The organism is Leifsonia sp. 10N434, from assembly GCF_056394405.1.
The window spans coordinates 381,341-403,567 of sequence record NZ_JBFTHV010000003.1 but is presented as its reverse complement, the minus strand read 5'-3'; the positions used below and the strand labels follow the sequence as shown (position 1 = coordinate 403,567).

The 22,227-nt window shown below is 68.2% G+C and carries 19 protein-coding genes; 11 read left to right on the top strand and 8 right to left on the bottom strand.

The annotated features are described in order from the left end of the window. Nucleotides 1-477: 477 nt before the first annotated feature. Nucleotides 478-708 carry an acyl-CoA carboxylase epsilon subunit gene (locus AC1DB1_RS11165; RefSeq protein ID WP_477200817.1) on the bottom strand — a complete coding sequence of 77 codons (231 nt, stop codon included), beginning with the start codon at nucleotides 706-708 and terminating at the stop codon, nucleotides 478-480. Then, complete coding sequence (locus AC1DB1_RS11160; RefSeq protein WP_477200816.1) at nucleotides 705-2,318, bottom strand: acyl-CoA carboxylase subunit beta; 1,614 nt, start codon at nucleotides 2,316-2,318, stop codon at nucleotides 705-707. The genes AC1DB1_RS11165 and AC1DB1_RS11160 overlap by 4 nt, the downstream gene beginning before the upstream one ends. Nucleotides 2,319-2,394: 76 nt before the next feature. On the opposite strand from AC1DB1_RS11160, the gene AC1DB1_RS11155 reads away from it, so the two are divergent. Together AC1DB1_RS11155 and AC1DB1_RS11150 are read left to right on the top strand one after the other, a co-directional pair. After that, nucleotides 2,395-3,159 (top strand): biotin--[acetyl-CoA-carboxylase] ligase, encoded by a 765-nt coding sequence (locus AC1DB1_RS11155; RefSeq protein WP_477200815.1) that lies wholly within the window; start codon nucleotides 2,395-2,397, stop codon nucleotides 3,157-3,159. A 6-nt stretch (nucleotides 3,160-3,165) separates the two neighbouring features. Then, entirely contained in the window at nucleotides 3,166-3,714 is a 549-nt protein-coding gene (locus AC1DB1_RS11150; protein WP_271176226.1) for a PH domain-containing protein, read from the top strand. Here AC1DB1_RS11150 and AC1DB1_RS11145 read toward each other — a convergent pair. After that, nucleotides 3,676-4,281 (bottom strand): GtrA family protein, encoded by a 606-nt coding sequence (locus AC1DB1_RS11145; protein WP_477200814.1) that lies wholly within the window; start codon nucleotides 4,279-4,281, stop codon nucleotides 3,676-3,678. The genes AC1DB1_RS11150 and AC1DB1_RS11145 overlap by 39 nt on opposite strands. Before the next feature lie 122 nt (nucleotides 4,282-4,403). Here AC1DB1_RS11145 and AC1DB1_RS11140 point away from each other — a divergent pair, with 122 nt between their 5' ends. The 4 genes from AC1DB1_RS11140 (at nucleotide 4,404) to AC1DB1_RS11125 (ending at nucleotide 8,830) form a co-directional block, all read left to right on the top strand. Further along, the gene (locus tag AC1DB1_RS11140; protein ID WP_477200813.1) at nucleotides 4,404-5,543 is read left to right on the top strand and encodes a 5-(carboxyamino)imidazole ribonucleotide synthase; all 1,140 of its coding nucleotides are present in this window, start codon (nucleotides 4,404-4,406) and stop codon (nucleotides 5,541-5,543) included. 60 nt (nucleotides 5,544-5,603) lie between these two features. Next, on the top strand, nucleotides 5,604-6,110 hold the full coding sequence (gene purE, locus AC1DB1_RS11135; RefSeq protein WP_271176229.1) for a 5-(carboxyamino)imidazole ribonucleotide mutase: 507 nt from the start codon (nucleotides 5,604-5,606) through the stop codon (nucleotides 6,108-6,110). Continuing rightward, nucleotides 6,107-7,465: an LCP family protein gene (locus AC1DB1_RS11130; protein ID WP_477200812.1), complete on the top strand. Its 1,359-nt coding sequence runs from the start codon at nucleotides 6,107-6,109 to the stop codon at nucleotides 7,463-7,465. Before purE ends, AC1DB1_RS11130 begins: the two co-directional genes overlap by 4 nt. A gap of 105 nt (nucleotides 7,466-7,570) precedes the next feature. Further along, on the top strand, nucleotides 7,571-8,830 hold the full coding sequence (locus tag AC1DB1_RS11125) for an acyltransferase family protein (RefSeq protein WP_477200811.1): 1,260 nt from the start codon (nucleotides 7,571-7,573) through the stop codon (nucleotides 8,828-8,830). 45 nt (nucleotides 8,831-8,875) lie between these two features. On the opposite strand, the gene AC1DB1_RS11120 is transcribed toward AC1DB1_RS11125, so the two are convergent. Genes AC1DB1_RS11120 through rfbB form a run of 3 tightly spaced genes read right to left on the bottom strand, consistent with a single transcriptional unit; the run spans nucleotide 8,876 to nucleotide 11,869 of the window. Next, nucleotides 8,876-10,024 carry a glycosyltransferase family 4 protein gene (locus AC1DB1_RS11120; RefSeq protein ID WP_477200810.1) on the bottom strand — a complete coding sequence of 383 codons (1,149 nt, stop codon included), beginning with the start codon at nucleotides 10,022-10,024 and terminating at the stop codon, nucleotides 8,876-8,878. Further along, nucleotides 9,999-10,874, bottom strand: a complete 876-nt coding sequence (rfbD, locus tag AC1DB1_RS11115) for a dTDP-4-dehydrorhamnose reductase (RefSeq protein ID WP_477200809.1) — start codon at nucleotides 10,872-10,874, stop codon at nucleotides 9,999-10,001. The genes AC1DB1_RS11120 and rfbD overlap by 26 nt, the downstream gene beginning before the upstream one ends. A 5-nt stretch (nucleotides 10,875-10,879) precedes the next feature. Continuing rightward, nucleotides 10,880-11,869, bottom strand: coding sequence for a dTDP-glucose 4,6-dehydratase (gene rfbB / locus AC1DB1_RS11110; RefSeq protein ID WP_271176234.1), 990 nt, complete (start codon nucleotides 11,867-11,869; stop codon nucleotides 10,880-10,882). 113 nt (nucleotides 11,870-11,982) lie between these two features. On the opposite strand from rfbB, the gene AC1DB1_RS11105 reads away from it, so the two are divergent. The 4 genes from AC1DB1_RS11105 (at nucleotide 11,983) to AC1DB1_RS11090 (ending at nucleotide 17,566) form a co-directional block, all read left to right on the top strand. Further along, complete coding sequence (locus tag AC1DB1_RS11105; protein WP_477200808.1) at nucleotides 11,983-13,875, top strand: cell wall-binding repeat-containing protein; 1,893 nt, start codon at nucleotides 11,983-11,985, stop codon at nucleotides 13,873-13,875. Nucleotides 13,876-13,911: 36 nt separating this feature from the next. Then, complete coding sequence (locus tag AC1DB1_RS11100; RefSeq protein ID WP_477200807.1) at nucleotides 13,912-14,523, top strand: dTDP-4-dehydrorhamnose 3,5-epimerase family protein; 612 nt, start codon at nucleotides 13,912-13,914, stop codon at nucleotides 14,521-14,523. A gap of 6 nt (nucleotides 14,524-14,529) precedes the next feature. Continuing rightward, nucleotides 14,530-15,399: a glucose-1-phosphate thymidylyltransferase RfbA gene (gene rfbA, locus AC1DB1_RS11095; RefSeq protein WP_271176238.1), complete on the top strand. Its 870-nt coding sequence runs from the start codon at nucleotides 14,530-14,532 to the stop codon at nucleotides 15,397-15,399. Between the two features lie 94 nt (nucleotides 15,400-15,493). Continuing rightward, on the top strand, nucleotides 15,494-17,566 hold the full coding sequence (locus AC1DB1_RS11090) for a cell wall-binding repeat-containing protein (RefSeq protein ID WP_477200806.1): 2,073 nt from the start codon (nucleotides 15,494-15,496) through the stop codon (nucleotides 17,564-17,566). Nucleotides 17,567-17,585: 19 nt separating this feature from the next. On the opposite strand, the gene AC1DB1_RS11085 is transcribed toward AC1DB1_RS11090, so the two are convergent. Beyond that, nucleotides 17,586-18,431, bottom strand: a complete 846-nt coding sequence (locus AC1DB1_RS11085; protein ID WP_271176240.1) for a glycosyltransferase family 2 protein — start codon at nucleotides 18,429-18,431, stop codon at nucleotides 17,586-17,588. Then, nucleotides 18,428-20,929, bottom strand: a complete 2,502-nt coding sequence (locus AC1DB1_RS11080) for a glycosyltransferase (protein ID WP_477200805.1) — start codon at nucleotides 20,927-20,929, stop codon at nucleotides 18,428-18,430. Before AC1DB1_RS11080 ends, AC1DB1_RS11085 begins: the two co-directional genes overlap by 4 nt. Nucleotides 20,930-21,075: 146 nt before the next feature. On the opposite strand from AC1DB1_RS11080, the gene AC1DB1_RS11075 reads away from it, so the two are divergent. Further along, entirely contained in the window at nucleotides 21,076-22,191 is a 1,116-nt protein-coding gene (locus AC1DB1_RS11075) for a glycosyltransferase family 2 protein (RefSeq protein WP_477200804.1), read from the top strand. Nucleotides 22,192-22,227 lie beyond the last annotated feature (36 nt).

Below are 22,227 nucleotides of genomic sequence, written 5' to 3'. Positions count from 1 at the left end.
ACTGACGCGGCACGCGCTCGCGTCGATTACGCCGTTCGCCCGTCGACCGAGCCCCGACGTCCCCCGGACATGCAGAAGGGGCCGGCACCCGAATGGCCGGCCCCTGTCTGAAACCCCGAGTCAGGGCGACAACCCGAATATCGCCCTGACTCGCCCCCAAAACACTCGCCCGCTTACCCTAGTCGGCGAGTGATTGGCGGTGTAACTCACGAGGAGAGACACCTAGCAATAACAATATTGGCGTCGGGCTTTCGAATTGCAAAGTCGTCATTTTGGAGGACACGTGGGGGACAATCGCGGGAATCCCTGTCGTACACTGCCGCGAATTGACGCGCCCCCCGCTTTCGGGGTACAGCGCAGCCGGGGTACAACACCCATCCGGGGCACATCGCGAAGGCCACGGACGAACCGCAGCATCCACCGCAGCGCCCACCGCACCGCTCACCGCAGCATCCACCGCAGCATCCGCCGCGGAGCTCACGCCGAGAACGACCGCCAGGCGCCGCTGCCGGCATCGAGCGGCCCGCGGAGGGCGCGCTGGCTGCGAGCCCAGCCATCCGGGTCGCTGGTCGTGCGCGCCGACCGGGCGGCCTCTTCGTGCTCCGCCATCGCCGCGGTCAACACCGCGGTCAGCGCCGCGACTTCCTCCGGCGTCACGCCTGGCGTGACGATGCGCAGCTGCGCCGGATCGAACGAGGCCTCGGTCACAGCGGGATGTTCCCGTGCTTCTTGGGCGGCATCGACGCGCGCTTGGTACGCAGCGCCCGCAGCGACTTGATGACGGAGACACGCGTGGCGGCCGGCTCGATCACGCCGTCGAGCTCTCCGCGCTCCGCGGCCAGGAACGGGCTCGCGACGTTGTAGGTGTACTCGTTGGCCAGCTTCGTGCGAACGGCGGCCACATCCTCGCCCGCCTCCTCGGCGCGCTTGATCTCGCCGCGATACAGGATGTTGACCGCGCCCTGGCCGCCCATCACCGCGATCTCGGCCGTCGGCCACGCGAGGTTGATGTCGGCGCCCAGCTGCTTGGAGCCCATCACGATGTAGGCGCCGCCGTAGGCCTTGCGCGTGATGATCGTGACGAGCGGCACAGTGGCCTCCGCGTACGCGTACAGCAGCTTCGCGCCGCGGCGGATGACGCCCGTCCACTCCTGGTCGGTGCCGGGCAGGTAGCCGGGGACGTCGACGAGGGTCAGGATCGGGATGCTGAACGCGTCGCAGAAGCGCACGAACCGCGACGCCTTCTCGCCCGCGTCGATGTTGAGCGTGCCGGCCATCGCGTTCGGCTGGTTGGCGACGATGCCGACGCTGCGGCCCTCGACGCGCGCGAAGCCGATCACGATGTTGGGGGCGAACAGCGGCTGCACCTCGAGGAACTCACCGTCGTCGACGATGCCCTCGATGATCGACTTCACGTCGTACGGCTGGTTGGGCGAGTCCGGGATGATCGTGTTGAGCTTGCGGTCAGCATCCGTGGTCTCGAGCTCCGGCTCCGCCTCGTAGACGGGCAGCTCGGCCAGGTTGTTCTGGGGGAGGTAGCTGAGGAGCGCGCGCGCGTAGTCGAGGGCGTCCTCTTCGTCGCTGGCGAGGTAGTGCGAGACACCGGAGATCTTGTTGTGCGTCAGTGCGCCGCCGAGCTCCTCCATGCCGACGTCTTCGCCGGTGACGGTCTTGATGACGTCGGGGCCGGTCACGAACATCTGGCTCGACTTGTCGACCATGATGACGAAGTCGGTGAGAGCGGGGGAGTACACCGCTCCACCGGCCGCCGGACCCATCACGATCGAGAGCTGGGGGATGACGCCGGACGCGGCCGTGTTGCGTCGGAAGATCTCGCCGTACTTGCCGAGCGCGACGACACCCTCCTGGATGCGCGCTCCACCCGAGTCGAGGATGCCGATGATCGGCACGCCGGTCTTGAGGGCGTGGTCCATGACCTTGATGATCTTCTCGCCGGCGACCTCGCCGAGCGAACCGCCGAAGATGGTGAAGTCCTGGCTGTAGACCGCGACGTTGCGCCCGTGGATGGTGCCGACGCCGGTCACAACGGCGTCGCCGTAGGGACGCTTGTTCTCCATGCCGAACGCATGCGTGCGGTGGCGGACGAACTCGTCGAACTCGACGAACGAGCCCTGGTCGAGCAGCAGCTCGATGCGTTCGCGGGCGGTGAGCTTGCCCTTCGCGTGCTGCTTCTCGATGGCGGCCTGTCCGCTCGCCGTCACGGCCTCGTGAAAGCGGTCCTTCAGGTCGGCCAGTTTGCCGGCGGTCGTGTGCAGATCGGGGGTCTGGCATGGTTCAGTGTCGGTCACGCCGTTCACTCTACCGGCCAGAAGTTGGGGCGTGCCGTTGAGGAATCCCTACAAAAACGACGGCCGGCGCTGGCAGACTGAGGCAATGGAGTTCCGTCGCAGTCGAGCCGTCGTCCCCGTCCTCGAATACCTCGAGGAGGCCGGATCGACCAATGACGTGCTGGTCGCACGCGCATCCGGGCTCCCCGATCTCTCGGTCATCGTCACGGGGCATCAGACCGGCGGCCGTGGGCGACTCGGCCGCTCCTGGGTGTCGCCCGCCGGCAAGTCCCTCGCGATCTCGATCCTGCTGAAGCCCGTCGGCCTCCCTCTCGAGCGCTACAGCTGGTTCCCGCTGCTCGCCGGCCTCGCGATGAGCAGGGCCCTCGCCACGGTCGTCCCGGTCGGCGTCGAGGTGAAATGGCCGAACGACGTGCTCATCGACGGCGCCAAGGTGAGCGGTACGCTCGCCGAGCTGCTGCCCGACCTCTCCGGCGTCGTGATCGGTGCGGGCCTCAACCTGACGCTCAGCCGCGACGAGCTCCCGACGGAGACGTCGACCTCGCTGCTACTCGCCGGAGCTCCCGCCGACCTCGATCCGGATGCCGTGCTCGCCGGCTATCTCACCGCCTTCACGCTGCTCTACCGCGAGTTCCTGACCGCGGGGGGCGATCCTCTGGGCAGCGCGCTGCGCGACGAGGTGGTCGAGGCGTGCCACACGGTCGGGCGAGCGGTGCGCGTCGAGCTGCCCTCCGGGGAGACGCTTCTCGGCGAGGCGACGGGGATCGACGAGGACGGCCGGCTGATCGTGCGGTCGGATGCCGGCATCACGGCTGTCGCGGCCGGCGACGTGACGCACCTGCGGTATTAATGGGTCATGAGCAACACGCCTGAGGGAGTGCCGGCCCCACCTCCCGAGCGGATCGTCGCGCGTCTGCGCCCGAACGCCCGCGCGCTGTTCTGGCCGAGCATCGTGCTCATCGCGACGTGCGGTGCCCTCGGATACTTCGTCGGCCAGTTCGACGAGGTCTGGGAGAACGTGCTGCTCTGGTCGTCGGCGGCCGCACTCGTGCTGCTCCTCTTCCTGCTGCCGCTCGCCTTCTGGCTCAGCACGCGCTACACGATCACGACGCGCCGCATCATCCTGCGTCACGGCTTCTTCATCCGGGTGCGTCAGGAGCTGCTGCACAGCCGCGGTTACGACATCTCGCTCAAGCGCAACTGGCTGCAGAGTGCATTCCGCTCGGGGGATGTGCGCATCAATTCGGGCCTCGAACGCCCAGTGGTGCTGAAGGACGTGCCGAAGGCCGACCTCGTTCAGCGCGCGCTGAACGACCTGATGGAGAATTCGCAGACGGTCGTCGGGGTGCGACGGCAGCAGACCGAGTCAGTCTCCGATGAGACCACGGTCTGGGGTTCGCGGTAGCGACTGCGCGACCGCCTGAACGGGCGACGTGGATGTCGTTGTGGCCATGATCGGCTCCGAGTCGATGGACGTGGTGGTCGTCGTGGTCGCACGCGCCTGGCGGGCGAGCCGGATGCGCTCCGCACGCTCCGGCGAGAACACCCACCAGCGGTAGAACGCGAAACGGAAGAGCGTTCCGAGCGCCAGCCCGATCACATTGTTGGCGATGTTGTCGGCCAGAAGCGAGGTGAACCCGAGGAGGTAGTGGGACACCCACACGCAGAGCAGCGGGATACCCATTCCGGCCAGGCTCACGATGAGGAACTCGATGCCTTCGCGCGCCGTGTTGCTCTGCCGCTGGGCCGCGAACGCCCAATAGCGGTTGCCGACCCAGTTTGTGGCGATGGCCACGACCGTGGCGATGATCGTCGCGAAGATCGTGCCGTGGTGCAGCTTGGCGAACACGGTGAGCATCAATCCGTTGAACACGGCGAAGTTGACGACGAACCCCACGGCGCCGACGGCGCCGAACTTCACCAGCTGCGGCAGGAGCCGCGAGCGGTGAGCGGCAGGGGTGTCGATGCTCATGCTTCCAATCGGATCGAATGCGCGAAGATAGAGAATGCGCTCGTGAGCTTACGCGAGAAAAAGAGCCCCAGTCTGGGAGTTGTCCCGGCCTAACCTGAAGAACATCGAGGAGTGGACGGTAGATGGCAAAGAACACGGTGGGCGTCATCGGCGGGGGCCAGCTGGCACGGATGATGATCCCCCCGGCGATCGAGCTCGGCGTGGACATCCGGGTGCTGGAGGAGGCCGAGGGCATGAGCGCGGAGCTCGCGGCCACGGCCGTCGGCGACTACCGCGACCTCGATACTGTTCTCGCCTTCGCCGAGACGGTCGACGTGATCACCTTCGACCACGAGCACGTTCCGCCGGCCATCCTGCGCGAGCTGGTGAACCGGGGGGTGCAGGTCCACCCCGGCCCGGATGCGCTGCTCTACGCCCAGGACAAGCTGCAGATGCGCGCCAAGCTCACCGAGCTGGGCCTCCCGGTTCCGGATTGGGCCGCTGTCGAATCGGCCGAGGAGCTCGGCGCCTTCCTCGCGGATCACGGCGGCCGCGCGGTCGTGAAGACGGCGCGTGGCGGCTACGACGGCAAAGGGGTGCGCGTCGTGAGCGATGCGGCCGGCGCCGACGACTGGTTCCTCGCGCTCGCCGAAGACGGTCGCGGCGGGGCCCTGCTGGTGGAGGAACTCGTCTCGTTCCAGCGCGAGCTCGCCCAGCTCATCGCGCGGCGGCCCTCCGGTCAGACCGCGGTCTGGCCGGTCGTCGAGACGGTGCAGCGCGACGGTGTGTGCGCCGAGGTCATCGCCCCGGCGCCGGGCTCCAGCGAGCGTGTCGTCGAGGTAGCCGCGGAGATCGCCCGTCGCATCGCGGACGGACTCGGCGTCACCGGCGTGCTCGCGGTCGAGATGTTCGAGACGACGGACGGGCGCGTGCTCGTCAACGAGCTGGCCATGCGCCCGCACAACAGCGGCCACTGGTCGATCGAGGGTGCTGTGACGAGTCAGTTCGAGCAGCACCTGCGCGCCGTGCTCGATCTGCCCCTCGGGGCGCCGGATGCCCGCGACGACTGGTCCGTGATGGTGAACATCCTGGGGGGACCGAGCGAGGGCACCCTGCAGGACCGGTATCCGGCCGCGCTCGCCGCGCATCCGGAGGCGAAGTTCCACGGCTACGGCAAGGATCCGCGACCCGGTCGCAAGGTCGGGCACGTCACTGTCACTGGCGACGACCTCGACGACGTGGTCTACCGGGCCAGGGCGGCCGCGGCGTTCTTCGAAGGCTGATCCCCGTCCGGCGCGTGCCGCAGCCGGGTTCCCCGCCGGCTGCGCCCTACCATTGAGGCCATGCCCGCCACCCCCGAACAGCCACGCGTCGCCGTCGTCATGGGGTCGGACTCGGACTGGAACGTGATGCAGGACGCGTCGCAGATCCTCACCGAGTTCGGCGTCGCCCATGAGGTCGAGGTCGTCTCCGCCCACCGCACGCCGGAGAAGATGATCGCATTCGGCAAGCAGGCGGCCGCGCGGGGGATCAAGGTCATCATCGCCGGCGCCGGGGGAGCGGCGCACCTGCCGGGGATGCTCGCGTCGGTCACCACGCTCCCTGTGGTCGGCGTGCCCGTACCCCTCTCGCGCCTCGACGGGCTCGACTCGCTGCTGTCGATCGTGCAGATGCCCGCCGGAGTCCCCGTGGCGACGGTCTCGATCGGCGGCGCCACGAACGCCGGGCTGATCGCCATCAAGATCCTGGCGACGGCCGATGACGAGCTCACGGCCGCCCTCGCCCGGTACGCCACCGACCTCGAGGCGACCGTCGAACAGAAGAACGCCGCACTCAAAGCCCGCCTATGACCATCGCTCGCCCCCTTCGTCATCCCGACACCGCCTCCGCGCACACCATGACCAAGCGCGGCTGGTGGCTCGTCGTCTGCAACGTGCTCCTTCCCGGTTCGGCGCAGGTGCTCGCCGGCGACCGCCGCCTCGGCCGGGTCGGCATCGTGGCGACCCTGCTCCTGTGGCTCGCCGCGATCGCGGCCCTGGTGATCTCTCTGGTCACGCCGCAGACCCTCTACACCCTGTTCACGCAGGCGGCCAGCCTCTGGGTCGTCCAGCTGGTGCTGATCGCCTACGCGGTGCTCTGGGTCGTGCTCACCCTCGACACGCTGCGCCTGGTGCGTCTCGTGAAGACGAGCGCCTCTGCGCGCGGCTGGATCGCCGCCTTCGCCGTGATCGTGCTCGTCGGCATCACCGGCACGGCCGGCTACGCCTCGCTGGTCGCCGGATCGGCCCGCGGTGCTCTCGGTGACATCTTCTCGGCCGGCCCGTCGCAGCCACCCGTCGACGGCCGGTACAACATCATGCTGCTGGGCGGCGACGCCGGCCCCGACCGGGACGGTCTGCGCCCCGACAGCATGTCGGTCGTCAGCATCGACGCCAGCACGGGCCAGGCGGTCACCATCGGCCTGCCGCGCGACCTCAATCCCGTGCCGTTCCCGGCCTCGTCCCCGCTGCACGCGCTCTACCCCGACGGCTACGGCTACGACGACCACTGCGACGTCGACGTCTGCCAGCTCAACTCGATCTACACCGAGGTGTCGCTCTACAAGTCGCAGCTGTACCCGAAGGCCAAGGCGCAGCACAGCGATCCCGGCATCGAGTCGATGCGGGACGCCCTCGAGGGTGCGACCGGTCTGACGATCCAGTACTACGTGCTGATCGACATGCAGGGCTTCGCCGACCTGATCGACTCGCTCGGCGGCGTCGACATCACGGTCTCCGAACGCCTCCCCATCGGCGGCGACGAGAACCTCAACCATGTGACCTCGTGGATCAAGCCGGGCACCCAGCACATGAGCGGCTACACCGCCCAGTGGTACGCCCGGTCGCGCCACGGCACGAGCGACTACGACCGGATGGCCCGCCAGCGTCAGCTGCAGGACGCGATCCTCAAGCAGGTGAACCCGGTCAACGTGGTGTCGAAGTTCCAGGGCATCGCGAACGCCGGCACTCAGGTGGTCAAGACGGACATCCCGCAGTCGATGCTCGGCTACTTCGTCGATCTCGGGATGAAGACGCGCAAGCTCCCCGTCAAGCAGCTCGAGCTGGTGCCTCCTCTGATCGAGCCGACCTCTCCCGACTACGGCCAGATCCACACACTCGTGCAGCAGTCGCTCGCGCCCGTGACGCCCAAGCCGACCGGCAAATAGCGCCGCCATCGGGCACCCGCCTTCAGCTGTCCCCTGAACAGGTCACAGGATCTTCTGAGGTACCGGGGCTACCGTGGTCGGCCTATGTCGAGTACTGGTGTGAATGTGAAGACGAAAACGGGTGGGCGGCTTGCCGCACTGGATGGCCTGCGCGGCCTTGCGGCCCTGATCGTGCTCGCCCACCACGCCATGTACACGAACCCCGCTTTTCCCGGAACACCGGGCGCCGGAAGCGTTCAGACCGGCTCGCCGATGTGGTGGATCACCTACACCCCGCTCAAGCTGGCGACGGCCGGCTGGGAGTCGGTGATCGTGTTCTTCGTGCTGTCCGGTCTGGTGGTCTCGCTTCCCGTCGTCCGCTCACGCGGATTCGACTGGGTCGCCTATTTCCCGCGCCGAGTGGTGCGGTTGATGGTCCCCGTGATGGGTGCGGCGCTCGTCGCCGCCGTCTTCGTGGTCGCCATCCCCCAGCGTTCGACCCAGCCCGATGGAACCTGGCTCAGCGACTCCTCGACGCCCAACTTCTCGTGGGAGTACATCGTCAAGGCCTGGGACCTTCTCGGTGGCGATGGACAGATCGACAACCCCCTGTGGTCGCTGCGCTGGGAGCTGGTCTTCTCGCTCGCGCTGCCCGTCATCGCGATCGCCGCGATCGCGGTGCGCAAGTGGTGGATGGCCGGCCTGATCGCCGCCTCCGTGCTCACCTGGCTCGGGGTGCGGACCGACTCGGGCGCCCTGAGCTACCTGCCTGCCTTCTTCGTCGGCGCCGTCGTCGCGGTTCGCCTCGACGCCGTGCGCCAGTTCGCCGACCGCATGAACCGGCGCCGGTGGCGTCACCCGCTGTGGTTCCTGATGGCCTTCGGCGGCTCGATGCTGATGATCGCCCCGTGGCTGATGGGCCAGAACTCCGGAGACGCTCCAGAGCTCGTCTTCGCGCTCAAGGGCCTGGCCCCGCTCGCGGCCGCCGCCATCGTCGTCGCGGCGATCGGCTGGAAGCCGCTGCACCTGCTCCTCGAGTCGCGCCCGCTTCAGTTCGCGGGGACGATCTCCTTCAGCCTGTATCTCGTGCACGTGCCGATCCTGATCTTCAGCACCTACCTGTTCGCCGGTCAGCCGTGGTTCGTTCCGCTGCTCTTCGGCATCCCGGTCGCCATCCTCGTGGCCGTCGGCTTCACCTGGCTCGTCGAGAAGCGCAGTCACGGCTGGTCTCGCGCGGTCGGGGCGTGGGCGTCGGAGCGCTACGCGTCGTGGTTCGGCCGCGAAGAGGTCGTGGCGGATCGCGCGGAGCCGGGCGAGCGTCCGGAGGCCGAGCGAACGGCCGATCGGCCGGCGGTCGAGCGCGCCAAGGCCGACGCGCAGAGCTGATCCGATCGGCCTTCGGCGGCGCGCTTCCGGATGGGGCTGGGCCGCCTACAGGTCGGCGTGCAGCTGCCAGACCCGCTCGGCGGAGTCGCGCCAGCTGAACGCCCGCGCGCGGTCGGCGGCGAGCACTCCCAGCCGGGTGCGCAGAGCATCGTCGCTGAGAACGCGGCCGATCGCCGCGGCGAGCCGCTCGGCGTACCCGTCGGTGTCGGCGGCCGTCTCGGGTCGCTCGACGATCAGGCTGGCGCCGGCCGCCACCTCGACGAGGGCGGGATCGTCGGAGTGGATCACGGGGGCGCCGAACTTGAAGGCCTCCACGATCGGCAGCCCGAAGCCCTCGGCCAGGCTCGGATAGACGAAGAGGGTCGCGCGGTCGAGCACGACCGCGAGGTCGGGGTCGTCGAGATGGCCGAGCGCGCGCACGCGATCCTCGGGGAGTCCCGCCGCCGCGGCGACGCCCGTCGCCGAGCCGTCGCCGAAACGATCAGGGCCGGCGATCAGCAGGGGGATGCTCTGCGCCTCCGGGCGAGCGATGGCCCGGATGAGCGGGGTCAGGCCCTTACGCGGCATGATCGACCCCAGCGTGAGGGCGTAGCGCTCGGGCAGCCCGAGCCGGTGCGCTCTCTCGTCGGCGTCGGACGGAAGCCGCAGCGTCGTGGCCGGAGCGCCGCCGATGACCCGGACGCGATCGCCGAGGTCGACGACCTCGGACAGCTGGTTCGCGACGGCGTGCGTCGGCACCACGATCGCGTCGGCGTGCTTGCGCGCGCGCTTGACCATCGCCTTCTGCCACAGCACACTCGTCGACGACAGCGATTCCGGAAACGTCCAGGGGAGGACGTCGTGAATGGTGACCGCGATCTGCTCGCCGTCGTTGAGACGGTCGTGGCGGCGCAGCGGCGCGAAGAGGCTCGGGGCGTGGATCATGCCGCCCGCGCCCGGCATCGCCAGTCCGGACTGCCAGGCCATGGTGAGCTCGCGACGCGCGAGCGGGAGCTTGGTCAGCCGGGCGAGCCCCGGAAGACGGGACGCGACGTCGTCGAACGTCTCCTGCGGCACGTTCGAGACGATGCCTTCGACCTCGCAGCCGGGGGGCGCCGTGGCGATGATCTGCCTGGTCAGTTCCTCGGCGTAGCGGCGGGCCCCACCGGGAGCGTCGCCGATGAGCTCATCAACGACCACTCTCAGGGTTGTCATGCTGCTCCAGAACTCCGTGTCGCGCGGCGTCGGCCAGCGCATCCTGCCATTCCCGCATGGGCTCGAGGCCGGCGGCACGCCAGGCCTCGTGACCGAGTACCGAGTACGCGGGCCGAGGTGCCGGTCGCACGAACTGCGAGCTGTCGGTCGGTGTGACCCTATCAGGGTTCAAACCGGCCCGGCTGAAGACCGCCTTGGCGAACTCGTACCAGCTCGCCTGCCCGGCGTTCGTGCCGTGATAGATGCCTGCCGGGGCATCCGCATCGAGCAGCGCGACGATCTGGGCGGCGAGGTCACCGGTCCACGTCGGCTGCCCGAGCTGGTCGGCGACGACCGAGACGGTCTCGTGGCTGCCGGCGAGCTTCACCATCGTCTTCGCGAAGTTCGCGCCGCCCGCCCCGTACAGCCAGGCGGTGCGCACCACGTAGGTGCCGTCCGGATGCGCGGCGAGAGCCAGCTCCTCGCCGGCGGCCTTCGTGCGGCCGTAGGCGTTGATCGGGTCGCGCGGGGCGCCCTCGGAGTACGGCGACGTTCCGAAGCCGTCGAACACGTAGTCGGTCGAGACCGTGACGAGCTTCGCACCGTGTTCGTGCGCAGCGACCGCGAGGTTCTCCACGCCGGTCGCGTTGATCGCGTATGCCTCGTCTTCGTGCGTCTCTGCGTCGTCGACCTTCGTGTACGCCGACGCGTTGATCACGACGTCGTGGCCGGCGACCGCGGCGAGCACGGCATCCCGGTCGGTCACGTCGAGGTCGGCGCGGCCGAGCGCGGTGACGTCGCGGCCGGCGAGGGCGCGCTGCAGGTCCTGACCGAGCATGCCGGCCGCTCCGGCGATGAGATAGCGGGTCATCGCGCTCAGTTGTCCAGCGCCGCGCGGGCCTTCAGGGGCTCCCACCAGGCACGGTTGTCGCGGTACCACTGCACGACGTCGGCCAGTCCCTGCTGGAACGGGACGAGCGGCTCGTAGCCGAGCTCCTTCTGGATCTTGGAGATGTCGACCGAGTATCGCAGGTCGTGGCCGAGACGGTCGGCGACGCGATCGACGTACGACCAGTCCTTGCCGGTGGCGTCGAGGAGCAGTTGGGTGAGCTCCTTGTTCGTCAGCTCGGTGCCGCCGCCGATGTTGTAGATCTCGCCGGCGCGGCCGTTGACCAGCACCATGGCGATGCCGCGCGTGTGGTCGTCCACGTGCAGCCAGTCGCGGATGTTGTTGCCCTCGCCGTAGAGCGGCACATGCTTGTCGTCGATGAGATTCGTGACGAAGAGCGGGATGACCTTCTCGGGGAAGTGGTAGGGGCCGTAGTTGTTCGAGCAGCGCGTGATCGAGACGTTGAGTCCGTGCGTGCGGAAGTAGCTGCGAGCGAGCAGGTCGCTGCCGGCCTTCGACGCCGAGTACGGGGAGTTCGGCTCGAGCGGGCGGTCCTCCGCCCACGATCCCTCGGCGATCGAGCCGTAGACCTCGTCGGTGGAGACGTGCACGAAGCGCTTGAGGTTGTTGCGCAGCGCTGCATCGAGCAGCTGCTGCGTTCCGAGCACGTTGGTCTCGACGAAGATCGATGCATCGCGCACCGACCGGTCGACGTGGGACTCGGCGGCGAAGTGCACCACGGCGTCGACCGTGGGGAACAGCTCGTCGAGGAGACCGCCGTTGCGGATGTCGCCCTTGATGAAGGTGTACCGAGGGGAGTCGGCGACCGGTGCGAGGTTCTCGAGGTTTCCCGAGTACGTGAGCGCGTCGAGGACGACGACCTCGGCGCCTTCGAGCCCGGGGTACGCATCCTGGAGGGTGCGGCGGACGAAGTTGGAGCCGATGAAACCGGCACCGCCGGTGACAAGAATCTTCATGTGGTGATGGGTGCTTTCTGTCGACAGAATCGGCAACGAGTCTAGCCGAGAGATTTTCGCGCAAACCTCCCGAATCATGCACCCCTGCACGAATCTGTCGCTAGGATCGGCGGGTGAGCAAATGGGGGAAGCGCTCGGCGCTGAGCATTGTCATCGGAACTTTCGTCGCGGGGGCGGCACTGATCGCAGGAGGGCTGCCAGCGGTCGCCTCGCCTGGTGATCAGGGCGACGGCGCGTCGTCGGCGGCCGCGCAGGCCTATTACGCCGAGGTGGCGAAGGCGGAGGCGGCGACGGGGCTGACCCGAGCGGCCAAGACAGCGCCCGAGCTGGCGGCGCCCGACGGCGCCTCGCGGTTCTCCGCCGCAGCTACGGTGGTCGCGTCGGATTTCGCCGCAGGCAACCTGATGACCGACGCCGTGTTCTACAACGGAACGGCGTTCTCCGAAGGGCAGATCCAGGGCCTTTTCGACACGCAGGTCCCGACGTGCAAGACGGGCTACGTCTGCTTGAGGAGCTACAAGGCGGCCACCGCGGCGCGCAGCGCCGACGCGATGTGCAAGGGATACACGGCGGCCAGCAGCGAACTGGCATCGGTGATCATCACGAAGGTCGCCGCTTCGTGCGGGATCAACCCGGGCGTGCTGGTCTCCCTCCTGCAGAAGGAGCAGGGCCTCGTCACCGACGACTGGCCCTCCGCCACGCAGTACGCGTACGCCACGGGCTACTCGTGCCCTGACGATCCGGGCATCGGCTGCGATCCGGACACCGCCGGGTTCTTCGCGCAGGTCTACGGAGCCGCCTGGCAGTTCAAGCGCTACGCGAACCCCGCGGGGACCTCGAACTACTTCACGTGGTATCCGGTGGGCAAGGTCACCAATGTCCTCTATTCCGAGAAGGCCTCGCTCAACTGCGGCTCTGCGCCCGTCGCGATCTGGAACAAGGCGACGGCCGCCCTCTACTACTACACGCCCTACCAGCCGAACGCGGCGGCGCTCGCGAACTTCTTCGGCACCGGAGACAAGTGCTCCAGCTACGGGAACCGCAACTTCTGGGGGACGTACACCAGCTGGTTCGGGTCGACGATCGCCGGCAGGACGCCCTCGGTCTCGCGTGCGTCAGGGGCCGACCGCTACGCCGTCGCGGTGTCGATCTCGCGTGCCGCGTACCCGGCCGGCTCGGTCCCCGTCGTCTACGTGGCGAGCGGTGCGAACTTCCCCGACGCCCTGAGCGCCGCGCCGGCCGCCTCGCTGCGAGGCGGCCCCCTGCTCCTGGTGCAGCCGACGGGCGTGCCCTCGAACGTGCTCGCCGAGGTGAAGCGGCTCAAGCCGAAGAAGATCATCGTCGTCGGCGGCCAGGGCTCGGTCAGCACGGCCGTGATGCAGAAGCTTGCGACCGTGCAGCCGAACATCGCCCGGCGCGCCGGCGTCGACAGGTATGACGCCTCTCGCACCGTCGTCGCCGATGCGTGGGCAGCGACCGGGGCGAAGACGGTGTACATCGCGACCGGTGCCACCTTCCCGGACGCGTTGTCGGCGGGAGCCGCGGCAGGCGCTCGATCGGCGCCCGTGCTGCTCGTGAACGGCTCCCGGAGCTCGCTGGATGCACCGACGCTCGCGCTCCTCCGCTCGCTCGGGACCACGACCGTGCACATCGTCGGCGGCAAGGCGTCGGTGTCGGCCGGCATCCAGGCGCAGCTGGCGAAGCTGATGACCGTCGGCCGCTACGACGGAGCCGACAGGTTCGCGGTCAGCGCCAACCTCAACGTCAACAGCTTCAAGGGCACCGCCCCCGCCGTCTATCTCGCGAACGGCTTCGTCTTCCCCGACGCCCTCGCCGGAGCAGCGGCCGCCGGTGCCGCGAAGAGCCCGCTGTACGTGGTGAAGCCCACCTGCGTGCCGAGCGCCGCGGCATCCGGAGCGCTCGGGGTGAAGCCGGCGAAGCTCGCCCTCCTGGGCGGGCCCGCGTCGGTGAGCAACGAGGTCTCCAAGCTCACCGTGTGCCGCTGAGATTTCGTGCGCGTCGGCGATTGGTAGACTCCGTTGGTGCAAATCCGTGAACTCTCCGTGCCCGACGCGTACGAAATCACCCCCAAGCAGATCGCCGACGATCGTGGCCTGTTCCTGGAGTGGTACCGGTTCGACCGGCTCGAGGATGCGGTGGGGCATTCCCTCGACCTCAAGCAGGCCAACACCTCGGTGTCGCGGCGGGGTTCCGTCCGAGGGATCCACTTCGCCGACATCCCGCCGAGCCAGGCCAAGTACGTCACGGCACCTCGCGGGGCCGTGCTGGACTTCGTCATCGACATCCGGGTGGGATCGCCGACCTTCGGCACCTGGGACTCGGTCCTCCTCGACGACGTCGATCGTCGGGCCATCTACGTTGCCGAAGGCCTCGGCCACTGCTTCGTCGCGCTCACCGATGACGCGACCGTGAGCTACCTGGTGACGGATGTGTACAACCCGACCAGGGAGCACGGCATCAACCCGCTCGACGCCGACATCGCGCTGCGCTTCCCGGAAGAGGCAGGCGAACTGCTGCTCTCACCCAAGGACACGGACGCGCCGGGGCTGGCCGAGGCCGCCGAGCTGGGGCTCCTGCCGACCTGGGACGCCGCGCGGGCTTTCTACGCGTCACTCGACAACGGAGGAAACTAGACGACCATGCGTGGAATCATCCTGGCCGGCGGATCCGGCACGCGGCTGTGGCCGATCACCAAGGGCATCTCGAAGCAGCTCATGCCCATCTACGACAAGCCGATGGTCTACTACCCGCTGTCCACGCTCATGATGGCCGGCATCAACGAGATCCTGATCATCACCACGCCCGAGTACAACGAGCAGTTCAAAGCGCTCCTCGGCGACGGCTCCTCGCTGGGCATCCGGCTCGAGTACGCGGTGCAGCCGTCTCCCGACGGTCTCGCGCAGGCCTTCATCATCGGCGAGGAGTTCATCGGCGACGAGTCGGTGGCGCTGGTGCTCGGGGACAACATCTTCCACGGCGCCGGCCTCGGCTCGTCGCTGCGCAACCACAATGACATCGACGGCGCCCTGATCTTCGCGTATCACGTGAGCAACCCGACCTCCTACGGCGTCGTCGAGTTCGACGACAGCTTCACGGCGGTCTCGATCGAGGAGAAGCCGGTCACGCCGAAGAGCAACTACGCCGTGCCCGGACTGTACTTCTACGACAATTCGGTCGTCGCGATCGCCAAGACCATCGAGCCGAGCGCCCGTGGCGAGTTGGAGATCTCGACGGTCAACGAGCGCTACCTCGAGGCGGGCAAGCTGCAGGTGCAGGTGCTCGACCGGGGAACGGCCTGGCTGGACACCGGGACATTCGAGTCGATGATGCAGGCCTCCGAGTATGTGCGCGTGATCGAGGACCGGCAGGGGTTCAAGGTCGGCTGCATCGAGGAGATCGCCTGGCGTGCCGGGTGGATCGACGACGCCAAGCTGGCGGAGCTCGCGGGTCCGCTCGTGAAGAGCGGGTACGGCCGCTATCTCGAGGGGTTGCTCGCCGCCGAAAGCTGAGTTTCGCTCGTTAATTGCGAATCCATGCAGATGGATGCAATTTCATTGCGTGGCTGGCATCCTGCACGCGTCGATTCTGGATAGGTTGAGACCCGTGTTGACCCGACCCGCCCGCACGCGCCTCATCGCCGCCTTCCTCACCGCCATCGCTCTGGCTCTCGGAACGCTGACGATCGCGGCGCCGGCCGAGCGGGCGGACGCGGCGGTCGCGTCGGCGTTCACACCCGGCTACCTGATCAGCGACGACAACTTCTACAACGGCAACGCACTCGACGTTCCCACGATCCAGACCTTCCTCAACGCGGAGGTCCCCACCTGCCGCAGCGGGTACACCTGCCTCAAGAGCTACACCCAGGCCACGGTCTCCCGCCCGGCCGACGCGATGTGCGCCGCGTACGCCGGCGCCTCGCTCGAGAGCGCTGCCACGATCGTCTACAAGGTCGGTCGCGCCTGCGGTATCAGCCAGAAGGCCCTCATCGTGCTGCTCGAGAAGGAGCAGAGCCTCGTGACGGATTCGTGGCCGACCTCGGGCCAGTACCGGAAGGCGACCGGATACGGCTGCCCGGACACGTCGGCGTGCGATGCGAGGTACTACGGCTTCTACAACCAGGTGTACATGGCGGCCTGGCAGTTCAAGCGTTATGGGAATCCTCCCGGCACGAGCCAGGCGTTCACCCGGTATCCGGTCGGCAAGGTCAGCTCGATCCTCTACAACGTGCCGGACTCCAAGTGCGGCGCGTCGAACGTGCTGGTGAAGAACGCCGCGACGGCGGCGCTGTACTACTACACGCCCTATCAGCCGAACGCGGCGGCCCTCGCGAACCTTTACGGAACGGGCGACACGTGCTCCGCGTACGGCAACCGCAACTTCTGGCGGCTGTACAGCGACTGGTTCGGCTCGCCGACCGCGAGCACAGCGCCGATCGGCATGTACGACACCGCCACCCTCGGCGCGACGGCGTACACCCTGACCGGCTGGGCCATCGATAAATCCTCGGTGCAGAAATCGATCAACGTCCGCATCACGCTGAACACCCCCGCCGGAACGACGACGACGACCGTGGCGGCGAACACCTCGCGACCCGATGTCGGCGCCGCGTATCCCGGAGCGGGCAACGCCCACGGGTTCGTCGTGTCCGTTCCGCGGAACAACGCCAACGGTCAGTTCATGGCCTGCGTGACGGCCATCGCTGCCCCGGGGAACCCGGCGGGTGACACGAACTTCGGCTGCAAGAACACGTTCTATTCACCAGCTGTGAAGGGCTCGCCCGTCGTCTCCCGGCTCAGTGGGGCCGACCGGTTCGCCACCTCGGTCGCGGTCTCGACGGCGACCTACCCGCAGCCAGGAGTGCCGGTGGCGTACATCGCCTCCGGAACGAAGTTCGCCGACGCCCTGAGCGCTGGTCCCGCCGCGGCTGCCCAGGGTGGCCCGCTGCTGCTCGTCGCCCCCGGGGGCCTGCCGGCCACGATCGCGGCCGAGCTGCGCAGACTTGCGCCCAAGAAGATCGTCATCGTGGGCGGGCCGGCGGCCGTGAGCGAGACCGTCGCGGCGCAACTGAGGTCGATCCAGCCGAACGTGCAACGCATCGCGGGAGTGAACCGGTTCGAGACCTCCCAGAAAGTGGCGGCGACGGTCTTCGGCCGGGCCACGGCCGCCTACGTCGCTTCGGCGTACAACTTCCCGGATGCTCTGTCGGCGACTGCCGCGGCCGGAGCGACGAAGAAGCCCATCATCCTGATCGACAGCACGGCAGCGGTGCTCGACCCGGGCACGGCAGCGTTCCTGTCGTCGTCGACGATCCGGGCCGTGGCCATCGTGGGAGGGCCCGCCGTGATCAAGCCGACGATGGAGGCGAGCCTCAAGCGCGCCGGCTCGACGTCCGTCAGGCTGGGCGGGTCCAACCGCTACGGCACGAGCCATCTCGTGAACATGGACGCGTTCGACGCCGCGACGACCGTGTACATCGCGACCGGGCTGTCGTTCCCGGATGCGCTGGCCGGTGCGGCGGCTGCCGGCGCCACCGCGAGCCCGCTGTTCGTGGTGCCCGGTACCTGCGTGCCGCGGGGGATCGGCAACGACATCGTGACGCTCGGTGCGAAGAAGGTCGTGATGCTCGGCGGCCCGGCCGCGCTGGCCCCCTCGATCAACACGTTGCCGCCCTGCTGACCGCCGTCCACTGCCGACGTCAGCGCGAGACCCACCAGAGGCGCCCCCAGAGGCCGAGGCGGAGTGCCAGCCTGACGGGCGCGTTGTACCAGCCGGAGTACCGCCGTGACAGATAGCGGTAGGCGCTGTCGTGATGCGCCTTCTCCATCCGCTTGACGTTGCGCGAGGCGGAGTGCGCTCCGGAGTGGGTGATCACCGCGTCGGGCACGTAGACGTTCGCCCATCCGGCACGACCGAGACGATCGCCGAGATCGACGTCTTCGAAGTACATGAAGTACGACAGGTCGAAGCCGCCGATGGCGCGGTAGGCCTCCGGGCGGATGAGCAGGCACGCACCCGAGAGCCAGCCGGCGTTGCGGCGCCGGTCGTTCTCCCGCTCGGCACGGTAGGCCACGGTCCACGGATTTCCCGGCCAGATCCGGCCGAAGACGGCGTGAGCGACTCCGGTGCGGAGGCTGGGAAGCTGCCGGGCCGAGGGATAGACGTCGCCCTCCGCCGTGAGGATCTTCGGGCCGAAGGATCCGCCGCCCGGCAACTCGTCGGCGGCCTGCACCAGCAGGTCGACCGAGCCGGGTTCGAGTACGACGTCCGGGTTCGAGACGAGGATGTAGTCGTACGGCTGCGTCGCGGCGTCGATCGCTGCGGCCACGCCTGAGCCGTACCCGACATTGTCGGGCAGCAGGAAGAAGCGCGCGCCGGACGCCTCCGTGACGGCGCGGGTCTCGTCCGCCTCGGAGGAGGCGTTCTCGGCCACGATCACTTCACCGACGGACGAGCCGGCAGCCGGGATCGACGCGAGGAAATGGCTCACCGCCTCCGTCGAGTTGTACGTGACGGTGACGACGAGGACGGAGCGCTCGCTCATTCTGCGGCGTCGCGCCTGCGCGTCTGGCGGGCGCGGTAGCGCGTCACGACCGCGCCGGGCCCGCCCTCGCGCAGGTAGTACATCGCCCGCTCGAAGTCGCGGCGCACGCCGGTGCTCGGCACCCGATCGGACTTCTTCTTCTTTTTCGACGTGCCGTCGGAGCCCTTCTTGCCCGAGACGGCCTTGTCAGCCGCGTGCGCGGGGTTCTGGCAGAACGCCACGAGTGGAGCGAGCGTGTTCGACCAGCGGAAGTCCTCGCGCACCACGGCGACGTTCTTGCGCGCTGTCGCCGTCGCCTTCTCGGTGTAGAGGAGCCGCTCCATCGCCGTCACCAACGCGCGCTGGTCGCGTTCGGGCACGGCGGCGCCCAGCGAGCGTTCGGCGACCAGGTCGCCGAAGCTGTCGCCCTCGGTGGTGACGATCGGGAGCCCGGCCCACAGGTAGTCCAGGATGCGCGTGCGGAACGAGAACGTCGTCTCGACGTGCTGGAAATGGGTCGAGACACCGAGGTCGGCGTCGAGCAGGTAGTTCTGGCGCTCCTCGAAGGGCACCCAGTTCTCGTTGAAGAACACGTGGGTGCCGAGGAGGCCGAGCTCCTCGGCCAGGCGCTTCGCCTCGCCGACGACCTCCATCTCCGGAACATCCGGATTTGGGTGCTTGACCCCCATGAAGAACAGCTTCACGTCCGGATGCTTCACAGCGAGCTCGCCGACGGCGCGGATGAGCGTCTGCGGGTCGAACCAGTTGTAGATGCCGCCGCCCCAGACGATGACCTTGTCGTCGGCGCCGATGCCGGGGACCGCTCCGCGGATCGCGTGGCGGGTCTGCACGGGGTCGTCGCTCGAGATGCCGAACGGAGCGACGGCGATGAGCGAATCGAGTTCGGAGTCGCGGGAGTAGGTGTAGGCGTTCACGCGGCCGAGTCCCGCGAGCTGGCCCAGCCAGAAGTGCCGCTGACGGTCGCTGGCGCACAGGAAGAAGTCGCCGGCCTCGAGCTGGTGATTGAGGGACAGGGTCGCGTCGGCGATCTGCTTGTTCCACAGCTTGATCGTCTGCCCCCTGCCCTGTTCGAGCTGTTCGAGGTGCATCGGGTCGTAGACGTCGACGACGAGGATCTTCTTGGTCTTCTCGAGCACGGGGAAGAGCATCAGGGCGTTGCCCTGAACGATGATCACGTCGGCCCACTGTTCGTGCTCCACCATGGAGCTCGGGCGGTGATGCGAGACGGCGGCGAGCTCGAACGGAGCGTCGACCGCCTCGACACGGTTCATCGAGACGAGGCGCACGTCGTGTTCGCCCGCGAGCTCCTTGGCGATGTGCCAGGCGCGGATCGCCGGCCCTGCCATGCGGCCGCCGACCGGGTCGCCGGTGATGACCAGAATGCGTCGCCGCGCCGACGACGACAGCACGTCGAGGTTGCGCACGATCTTCTCGTAGCCCTCGAGGTAGCTCTCGATGGGGTAGGCGGGCTCGTCCACGTTCCCGAACAGCCGCCGCAGCTCGCGATCGCTGCGCACGCGGGTGCTCTGCACCTTCTCGCGCGCCTCGCTCATCTCGGGCAGCAACTCGACCAGCTGGTCGATCGCGAAGACACCGGCCATGGTCGACTTGGAGACGGGCATCGTGGGCTCGTCGTCCCCGCCCGGCTTGCGCAGGTCGAGGCCGGTCGAGTCGAGCTTGCCGCGGGCAACGGCCCGGCGCACCGCGAGCAGAAGGGCTCCGGAGAACACGTCGCTGAGCGACTCGTCGTCGAGGTTCTTGTAGAGCGTGTAGAGGGCGTTGCGCTCGAGCAGGTACTCCTCGCGGAAGTTGCCGAACTTGTTCATCGACGCATGGTGCTTGTGGTACGCCAGCGACTTCGGCTGGAACCGGAATCGGTAGCCGAGGAGATTCAGCCGCCAGCCCAGGTCGACATCGTCGTAGAACATGAAGTAGTTGTCGTCGAACCCGCCGAGCTCTTCGAAGATCTCGGCCCGGATGAACATGGCGGCGCCGGTGCCGAAAAGCACGTCCTTCTCCACGTCCCACGAGCCGCGGTCCGGCTCGCCGGCGTGCGGCTTGTAGCCCATGCCGTACCAGGTGACGGCGGCATCGAGGTAGTCGACGTTCACGCCGTCCCAGTCGAGCACCTTGCTCGCGACCGCCCCGATGTCGAGACCGGTGGAGAAGGTGCCGATCGCCTCGGCGATCCAGTCGGCGTGCGGCTTGGCGTCGTTGTTCAGGAACGCGACGAACTCGCCGGTCGAGTTCGCGACGCCCAGGTTGCAGCCGCCGGTGAAGCCGAGGTTGGCGCCTGAGTCGATGAGAGTGATCTCGTCGCCGAGCGCGGTGAGCTTCTCGAGGCTGTCGTCACCCGACCCGTTCTCGACGACCACGATCTCGAGGAGCTCGCTCGGCCAATTGAGCTGCTGCAGGCCCCGGATGCACTCGATGGTGTCGTCCGCGCCGCGGAAGTTGACGAGGACTACGGAGACGACCCCGGTGCGACGCTTCTTCATGTACCTCGAATCCTTTGCGGTCCGTCGATGAACGCGGAGCAGTCTACAAGGTGGGACTGGCAGGCATCCGAGTATTCGATGCGCGGTATGGAATGATGAGTGATCACTCGAAAGCTCACACGAAAGCGATCCCTGTGCGACTTGCCATGACACTGATGGTCCGCGACGAGGCGGATGTCATCGGTTCGATGATCGAGCACTCCCTTGCTCAGGGCGTGGACACACTCATCGTCACCGACAACGGCTCGCTCGACGGGACCGTCGAGATCCTGGAGTCGTTCGGCGATGCCATCGACCTGCGCCACGATCCCGTGCAGCGCAAGCAGCAGTTCTCCGTGGTCACCGGCATGGCCAGGGACGCCGCAACGCAGTACGGGGCCGACTGGGTGATCAACGCCGACGCCGACGAGTTCTGGCTCCCCACCGCGGGCGGCGCGACGCTGCGCGAGGTCTTCGAGCTGCTGCCGCGCGAGCTGGCGACGTTCCGGGTCGACGTGGTCGACATGACGGGGGCGCCCGCCCAACGAGGCACCGGACTCCAGCGCCTGGTCTACCGCGATACGCGCTCCGTGGAGCGGCTGAACGAGCTGGGCATCCACGCGCACTCGACGCCGGACGCCGTGCACGTCGGCAGCGCGGAGATCGAGGTCGCCCAGGGCAACCACTTCGTGAACCTCGAGCAGAACGGCGAGGTGCCGAACGGCCTCGGCGTCGAAGTGCTGCACTTCCCCTGGCGCTCGTGGGAGCAGTTCGAGGGCAAGGTCGCCAAGGCGGGCCAGGCCTACGCGGCGAATCCGGAACTGCAGCCGAGTCCCAACCACCACGGGATGCGGGAGTACTACCGATGGCTGGCGGGTGCCCTGCAGGCGTACTACGTCATCCGGCACCCCGACGCCGAGGAGCTTGCGGCCGGCATCCGCGACGGGGTCTTCGTCGAGGAGACCAGGATCTCTTCCACCGTGCCGTCGGCCGTCCCCGACGTCCCGCTCTCCGACGACGCCCTGATCGCGGGCAGGCGATTCGGCCCGGTGCTGGCTGCGAGCGAGGCGCAGTCGATCGGCGAGCTCCGGGCCAAAGACGCGAGGATCGCCGAGCTCCTCCGCAACGTCGACGAGGGCAAGCAGCGCATCGACGGGCTCATCGACGAGGTGCGCGAGGCCGGTGATCGCATCGGTGCTCTGCAACTCGAACTGAACATGCTCCCGACCAGGCGCATCAAGCGGGCGGCCGGTCGCGTGGTCGACCGCGTGCGCAAGCACTGACGCCCGCGGCGGGGTCCGCCTCTCCCGGCCGCTCCC

What these genes read in the sequence shown, in the direction of transcription:
- rfbA (WP_271176238.1), top strand. Translation starts at nt 14,530, where the DNA reads ATGCGTGGAATCATCCTGGCCGGCGGATCCGGCACGCGGCTGTGGCCG.
- AC1DB1_RS11155 (WP_477200815.1), top strand. Translation starts at nt 2,395, where the DNA reads ATGGAGTTCCGTCGCAGTCGAGCCGTCGTCCCCGTCCTCGAATACCTC.
- AC1DB1_RS11145 (WP_477200814.1), bottom strand. Translation starts at nt 4,281, where the DNA reads ATGAGCATCGACACCCCTGCCGCTCACCGCTCGCGGCTCCTGCCGCAG.
- AC1DB1_RS11075 (WP_477200804.1), top strand. Translation starts at nt 21,076, where the DNA reads ATGACACTGATGGTCCGCGACGAGGCGGATGTCATCGGTTCGATGATC.
- purE (WP_271176229.1), top strand. Translation starts at nt 5,604, where the DNA reads ATGCCCGCCACCCCCGAACAGCCACGCGTCGCCGTCGTCATGGGGTCG.
- rfbD (WP_477200809.1), bottom strand. Translation starts at nt 10,874, where the DNA reads ATGACCCGCTATCTCATCGCCGGAGCGGCCGGCATGCTCGGTCAGGAC.
- AC1DB1_RS11120 (WP_477200810.1), bottom strand. Translation starts at nt 10,024, where the DNA reads ATGACAACCCTGAGAGTGGTCGTTGATGAGCTCATCGGCGACGCTCCC.
- AC1DB1_RS11150 (WP_271176226.1), top strand. Translation starts at nt 3,166, where the DNA reads ATGAGCAACACGCCTGAGGGAGTGCCGGCCCCACCTCCCGAGCGGATC.
- AC1DB1_RS11140 (WP_477200813.1), top strand. Translation starts at nt 4,404, where the DNA reads ATGGCAAAGAACACGGTGGGCGTCATCGGCGGGGGCCAGCTGGCACGG.
- AC1DB1_RS11085 (WP_271176240.1), bottom strand. Translation starts at nt 18,431, where the DNA reads ATGAGCGAGCGCTCCGTCCTCGTCGTCACCGTCACGTACAACTCGACG.
- AC1DB1_RS11080 (WP_477200805.1), bottom strand. Translation starts at nt 20,929, where the DNA reads ATGAAGAAGCGTCGCACCGGGGTCGTCTCCGTAGTCCTCGTCAACTTC.
- rfbB (WP_271176234.1), bottom strand. Translation starts at nt 11,869, where the DNA reads ATGAAGATTCTTGTCACCGGCGGTGCCGGTTTCATCGGCTCCAACTTC.
- AC1DB1_RS11130 (WP_477200812.1), top strand. Translation starts at nt 6,107, where the DNA reads ATGACCATCGCTCGCCCCCTTCGTCATCCCGACACCGCCTCCGCGCAC.